The organism is Clostridioides sp. ZZV15-6598, from assembly GCF_020657705.1.
In the GTDB taxonomy this organism is placed as follows: Bacteria; Bacillota; Clostridia; order Peptostreptococcales; family Peptostreptococcaceae; genus Clostridioides; species Clostridioides difficile_F.
In genome coordinates this window covers 72,804-79,163 of record NZ_JAGWCS010000005.1, presented here as the reverse complement: position 1 = coordinate 79,163, position 6,360 = coordinate 72,804, and the positions used below count along the sequence as shown (strand labels likewise).

At 27.4% G+C, this 6,360-nt stretch carries 8 protein-coding genes; 7 read left to right on the top strand and 1 reads right to left on the bottom strand.

All coding sequences use genetic code 11. The annotated features are described in order from the left end of the window. Window positions 1-318, top strand: a 318-nt coding sequence (locus KGF50_RS01880) for a ComEC/Rec2 family competence protein (protein ID WP_227846551.1), incomplete at its 5' end; no start/stop codon positions are given. Further along, window positions 281-1,324, top strand: coding sequence for a DNA polymerase III subunit delta (gene holA, locus KGF50_RS01875; RefSeq protein WP_227846550.1), 1,044 nt, complete (start codon window positions 281-283; stop codon window positions 1,322-1,324). The genes KGF50_RS01880 and holA, both read left to right, overlap by 38 nt. 189 nt (window positions 1,325-1,513) lie before the next feature. Here holA and rpsT read toward each other — a convergent pair whose 3' ends face one another. Beyond that, window positions 1,514-1,780 (bottom strand): 30S ribosomal protein S20, encoded by a 267-nt coding sequence (rpsT, locus tag KGF50_RS01870; protein WP_227432754.1) that lies wholly within the window; start codon window positions 1,778-1,780, stop codon window positions 1,514-1,516. Window positions 1,781-2,311: 531 nt separating this feature from the next. Here rpsT and KGF50_RS01865 point away from each other — a divergent pair. The 5 genes from KGF50_RS01865 to KGF50_RS01845 all read left to right on the top strand — a co-directional run bounded on the left by KGF50_RS01865 (window position 2,312) and on the right by KGF50_RS01845 (window position 6,219). Further along, window positions 2,312-2,833 carry a helix-turn-helix domain-containing protein gene (locus tag KGF50_RS01865; RefSeq protein WP_227846549.1) on the top strand — a complete coding sequence of 174 codons (522 nt, stop codon included), beginning with the start codon at window positions 2,312-2,314 and terminating at the stop codon, window positions 2,831-2,833. A 32-nt stretch (window positions 2,834-2,865) separates the two neighbouring features. After that, window positions 2,866-3,642, top strand: coding sequence for an alpha/beta fold hydrolase (locus KGF50_RS01860; RefSeq protein WP_227846548.1), 777 nt, complete (start codon window positions 2,866-2,868; stop codon window positions 3,640-3,642). A gap of 314 nt (window positions 3,643-3,956) precedes the next feature. Continuing rightward, on the top strand, window positions 3,957-4,907 hold the full coding sequence (gene gpr, locus KGF50_RS01855) for a GPR endopeptidase (RefSeq protein ID WP_227846547.1): 951 nt from the start codon (window positions 3,957-3,959) through the stop codon (window positions 4,905-4,907). A 17-nt stretch (window positions 4,908-4,924) separates the two neighbouring features. Then, window positions 4,925-5,941 (top strand): stage II sporulation protein P, encoded by a 1,017-nt coding sequence (gene spoIIP / locus KGF50_RS01850; protein WP_227846546.1) that lies wholly within the window; start codon window positions 4,925-4,927, stop codon window positions 5,939-5,941. Between the two features lie 29 nt (window positions 5,942-5,970). After that, a complete protein-coding gene (locus KGF50_RS01845; RefSeq protein ID WP_227846545.1) occupies window positions 5,971-6,219 on the top strand; it encodes a hypothetical protein in 249 nt (82 codons plus the stop codon). The last annotated feature ends 141 nt before the right edge of the window (window positions 6,220-6,360 follow it).

Sequence of the window (6,360 nt, the reverse complement as noted above, 5' to 3'; positions counted from 1 at the left end):
ATAGGAAATTTAATCATAGTACCATTTATAGGTATGATAATGTATTTGAGTATTGCAAGTTTAATAATATTTAGAGTGAGTATAGTAATAGCTAAAATAATAGCTTTATTTAATAGTACATTAATAGAAATAATATTTTTTTTACTAGAGAAACTCAGTAACTTAAATTTTACATATATAGATATAGATAATCCGAAACTTTATATTGTAGTGATTTATTACATAGGAGTATTTTTTTACATATTTTACATAGAAGGAAAAGAGATAAAGGAGCAAGAAAATGGATTACAAGGATATTATAAGGAATATAAAAGATAAAAAACTTGAGAAAATGTATCTTTTTTATGGCAGAGAGTATTATTTAATAGAAAATGCAATAAAAGTCTTTAAAGAGAATTTAAACGAAGGAATGCTCGATTTTAACTTAGATATAATAGATGGAAAGGAAATAGTCTTAAATCAGCTTATAAGCTCTATAGAGACACTTCCTTTTATGGATGATAGAAAAATAGTAATAGTAAAAGATTTTGAACTACTAAAAGGAAAGAAAAAGAATTTTACAGACAGTGATGAAAAATATTTGATAGAGCATTTAGATAATACTCCAGACACTACCACTATAGTTTTTGTTGTATACGGAGATATTGACAAAAGAAAATCTTTAGTTAAAAAGATAAGTAATAATGGGATTGTTTTTAATTGTGACAAGCTTTCTGATATGGACTTATTTAAGTGGATAAAAAAATCTTTTGCTTTAAATGAAGTTATAATAGAAAACTCTCAAATAATGTATTTTATTGAACAAGAAGGATACAGAGATAAAAGTAGTGAAAAGACTTTATCAGATTTAGAAAACGAGATAAATAAAATTAGTTCATTTGTTGGAAAGGGAAGTAGTGTAACTAATGATGTAATTGATAAATTATCTCCCAAAAAGGTTGAAAATGATATATTTAAGTTAATTGATTATATTGGAGAGCAAAATGCTTCTAATGCAATGAAAATATTAAACGATATGATACAGGAAGGTGAATCTGTTTTAGGTATATTTTCTATGATAGCTAGACAATTTAAAATAGTTATGCAAGTAAGACAATTACAAGTAGAGGGATATTCAGCAAAACTTATAGCGGATAAATTAAAAATTCATCAATTTGTAATAGGAAAAGCATTGAAGCAGACTAAAAACTTCTCGGATGATATAATCGTAGAAATTTTAAACTATATATTGGAAAGTGATTATAAAATAAAAACAGGTCTTATAAGGGATACTTTAGCAGTAGAAATGTTGGTTAGTAGATACTGTAAAAGACAAGCAATATAAAAAATTTATATATTAGTAAAAAATAAATAGCAAGATATGTTATAGTTCAAAGTATAAGTAGGCTAAATTAAGTCTAAGAGTATATAATCCACTATAATATGTCTGACTATTTATTTTTTATTGTATAAATTTCCAAAATAAAAAACCCCTACATAGGGGTTATTATATATAAGAAATATAAACTGGTAATTAAGCGTTCATACCGTTTAACTTTTGAGCTAATTTAGCTACTTTTCTAGCTGCAGCATTCTTATGTATAGTTCCTTTAGAAGCTACTTGGTATATTCTTTTTTGAGCGTATTGGAACTTAACAACAGCATCCTCTCTGTTTCCAGCTGCAACAGCATCTTCGAATCTTCTTATTGCAGTTTTTATTTGAGATTTTCTAACTCTATTTAAAGCAGTTTTCTTTTCGATAACACTTATTCTTTTCTTAGCTGATTTTATATTTGCCACCGTGTTCACCTCCCTGTATTTTTTTCTCATATTCATCGTCAACATATTAGATTTTAACAGAAATAAATCTAAAAATCAAGGATTATTATTTATATATTTTAATAATGTTTTTTGTCTTGATTTTTTAGACTATAAATTATGCATAAATAATTTGAAATATTTTGTTTTTATGTTGATATATTTTGTTCTTTAAATATTTTAATAGATACAATTTAATATTTTATTTTTGTAACATATATCTTGAAATAATACAAATTATTAACGTACATTTTGATAGTATTTCCAATAATTATAAGATAATACAAGAAATTACTCATTTTTATGGATTTAGTAATAAATTTTATAAAAATATAAAATTATATGGTTAATATGAAACTTTGTCTATTAATTAAGGTAAATTTTTTTATTTTGTAGACGATTATTTAAGTTGAATAATTACTGTTGATTGTTTGATAGTTTTATATCATAGGCTTGTTTAGTCTAAAAAATTAGACTATAATAATTTTATAGACTAAAGAAAGGAATGATAAAGTGGATAAAACAAAACTAATTCTAAATCCAGCTAGACTTCGAATCTTACAGTATATTCGAATTCATGGTAGTGTTCGTACATCTGATATTGTGAAGTATATAAGTGATATTCCTCGTGCAACAGTTTATCACCATGTTAAAATTTTGGAAGACAACAATATGATTGAAGTAGTCAAAGAAAATCGTGTACGTGGTACTATTGAAAAGGTTTATGCACTAAAGGACTATGCTTTAGATATGGAAGGTGATGCATTTGTTGCACTTTCTACAGCATTTCATGTAGGATTGATGCAGGAAATGAATGAATATTTTAGTAGGAAAAGTCAAGACCATAAGAAAGATAATGTGCTTTTCAATTCAGCATTGCTATATATTACTGATAGAGAATATGAAAATCTTCTTCAAAGTATAGCTGACTTATTGAAGCCATACATAGATCAAGAACCTAAATCGGATTTAAAACTCCGAAAACTCTCAATTATATCTTCTCCACCTGTAAAGAGTAATGAAAATAAAAAATAAAAAGTAATTTGTTTTTATAAGGAGGCATTATAATGAACTTTCATGAATTTGGTAATAAAAATAACCCACATATCATGCTTATTCATGGAGGTGGGAATGCATGGTGGAACTATTTACGACAGGCACGAGTATTGTCTGAACGTTATCATGTAATACTTCCTACATTGGATGGACATGGAGAAGAATACAAAACTACATATATTTCTACAGAGGATACAGCAGATAAATTGATGAAATATATAGATGAAGAATGTGGTGGTCATCTTTTTTCTCTGTGTGGAGTATCACTTGGTGGACAGATTGTTATAGAGCTTTTATCTCGAAAACCTGATATTACTGAAAAGGCAATTATTGATGGTAGTATTTGCTATCCTAGACCCAATATGGCACGAGCTTGTATGATGGTTATTCGATTTTTTAGAGGGCTTTTATTTAGTGAAAAAGCTTGTAGACTGCAAATAGCTATGATGCCAAAACTATTTCCCAAAAACATGCAATATCCAGATGAAATAAAGGACTATTATCTGAAAGATATGCCACATGTCAGAAAAGAAACACTCTATGCTATGTATCGTACTTATATGATGAAGTACACACTTAAGGAGAGTTTAAGAGAAACTAAAGCACAAGTGATGTATTGGTATGGAGAAAAGGAAATGAAATGTGTAAAAAACTCTGCAAAAATGTTTCAGTCTTATGTAGCTTCTTGCAAAATTTATGAAGCTAAGGGATATAATCATGGATATCTAGCTATTTATTTGCCAAATGAGTGGTTGGAGATTGCTGAACCCTTTTTTTTAACAGAATGAGATAGTGTAGAAATTATAAAGTTATTTTGATAAAAAAAGAAATATATAATGAATGAAAACTTGTCAGGAATTTGATAACATGAAATTGGTAAATAGATTAAAAGGTAGCGCCTATATAAATAGTTGCTACCTTTTTATATTTGTAAATATATGATAGATAAGGAAGTTTACTGACAAATTACTTACCAAACTCAATTTTCCTACATTGAAAGCCTTAATTTTACTTGTTTTAAATAAATTTACAATTTCTTGTTATAAAATACTAAATTTTGTTAACAATTATAATTAGCATTTAATTTATACTGGAGGTTTATATGATTAATGTAAGAACAGATTTAGCTTTAGAAGCTAGTGAAATGTGTGAAAAGTCTCAAGAAGGAAGTAGTATTCCTGGGGTAGAAATAGAAACTAAAGAATTAGAAAATTGTATTGTAACAAAAGTTGAAGTAATAGATGAACAAGGTTCAGAGATAATGAACAAAGATATAGGAAAATATATAACCCTAGAAAGTAATCTTATGAAATTTGATGATGATGAATCAAGAGAAGAAATGATAAGTTATTTAAAAGATGAATTGGTAGATGTATTTGGACCAGACAAAAATAAAAAGACATTAGTAATTGGTCTTGGAAACAGAAATATTACTTCTGATGCATTAGGGCCAAAGAGTGTATCTAAAACACTGGTAACTAGACATCTATTTAAAAATTACAATAAGGATTATGATGATGATTTTACTGAGGTATCAGCTTTAAGTCCAGGGGTTATGGGAGTTACTGGGATAGAAACTAGTGAAGTAGTAAAGTCATTAGTTGAAAAAGTGAAGCCGGATAGAGTAGTAGCAATAGACGCACTAGCATCAAGAAAGATGGAAAGAGTAAACTCTACTATACAAATATCAACAGCAGGAATATCACCTGGTGGAGGTGTTGGTAATACAAGAAAATCTCTCACGAAAGAAACTTTAGGAGTAGATGTAATTGCAATAGGAGTTCCAACTGTGGTTGACGCAGCAACTCTTACAATAGATGTTTTGGATATGGCAATAGATAATTTAATATCTCAGTCAGAAGAAACAGAAAGTTTTTATGAAATGTTAAAAAAACTTAAAGAGGAAGAAAAATATCATCTAATAAAAGATTCATTAGACCCATATGATAAGAATTTAATCGTAACACCAAAAGATATAGATGATACAATTGAAAATCTATCTATAATAATAAGTGAAGGTCTAAATAGGTCTTTACATCCAGGTAGATTGTAAAATAAGGAGGAGCAAATATGTTTAAAAAATGCATTAAAGTAGTAACCTTGACTTTTATATTAGCATGCATTTTACCAGGAAAATCATTGGCTTTAAATCAAGATGACTTTTTGAAGTTTCTAGTAAATTCATCTTATCCAGAAGCCAAAGTCGAAGGAAATAATACAGAAAATAAAAAGAGTGATAAAAATAAAGAAGTAAATAAAGATACTAAAGAAAGTAAAGCTGACAATAAAAAATCTGAGGATGTAAGTAAAGCTGACAATAAGAAAGAAAGCGAAAAAGAATATATAAAACTTTATGTTGGTAAAGAAAATGTTCCAGATATTGAGTCAAAAAACTCAGCTACAACTGAAACTAGTACTGCACCTAGTGAAGATTATAAAGATGACTTAAGAGTGACTAAAGAAAATCCAAGAATTTTGATATATCATACTCATGGATGTGAAACTTATTCAAATTCACCTGATGGAAATTATCATTCAAGAGATAAGAAAAATTCAGTAATGGAAGTAGGAAATGCATTAACTAGTGCTTTAGATAGTAAAGGGTGGGGTGTAGTTCATACTACTAAATACCATGACTATCCATCTTATAATAACTCTTATGCAAGTAGTTTAAAAACAATAAAAAGTATACTCCCTAAATATAATACAGTGGACATAGCAATCGATTTACATAGGGATGCTAGGGATTTAACTAATCCAGCCACTAAAGAAAAAGACCATTTGAAATATACAACTATGATAAATGGAGAGAGAGTATCTAAATTCTTCTTTGTTGTAGGAGGAAAAAATGAAAATAAAGCACAACTTAGAGCTTTAGCAGATGACATAACTGCTTTTGCTGAAAAGAAATATCCAGGCTTGGTGTCTCCAATAGTAGAAAAAGATTATGCTAGATTTAATCAATTTGCAGTTAAAAATCACATGTTAATAGAAATTGGAAATAATGCAACAAGTATAGAAGAATCTAAGGCTACTACAAAGTATCTTGCTGAAATTTTAGATGAATATTTTAAACAAAAAAATTAGATTGTTTAGTGTAATTAGGAGCATGTTGAATGAGCCGATTAGAAAGAAATATAGAAGGTAAAAGTAAACAAAGAAAATATAAGTATATTATGAGAATTATATTTTTAGTTATTATGATTATAGGTACATCAGTTTGTGTATTTATAGTTGATAGTAATGCTAAAAGTATGTTGGGAATAAAACAACATAATTATTTCTCAAGTATTAAATTTGATATTACAAAGTTTGATATACCAAATTTTGATATACACAAAATCGTTGAAAAATTTAATAAGTAGTAAATAAGTGAATAAGGTTTATTGATTAAAATAAGCCTTATTTTAGTTATGTATCCTTAATTGTATAAAATAAAAATACATTAACTATATTTTATAGGATTTACTTTAAGTTTGTGATATTATATAATATTTAGTGTTAGA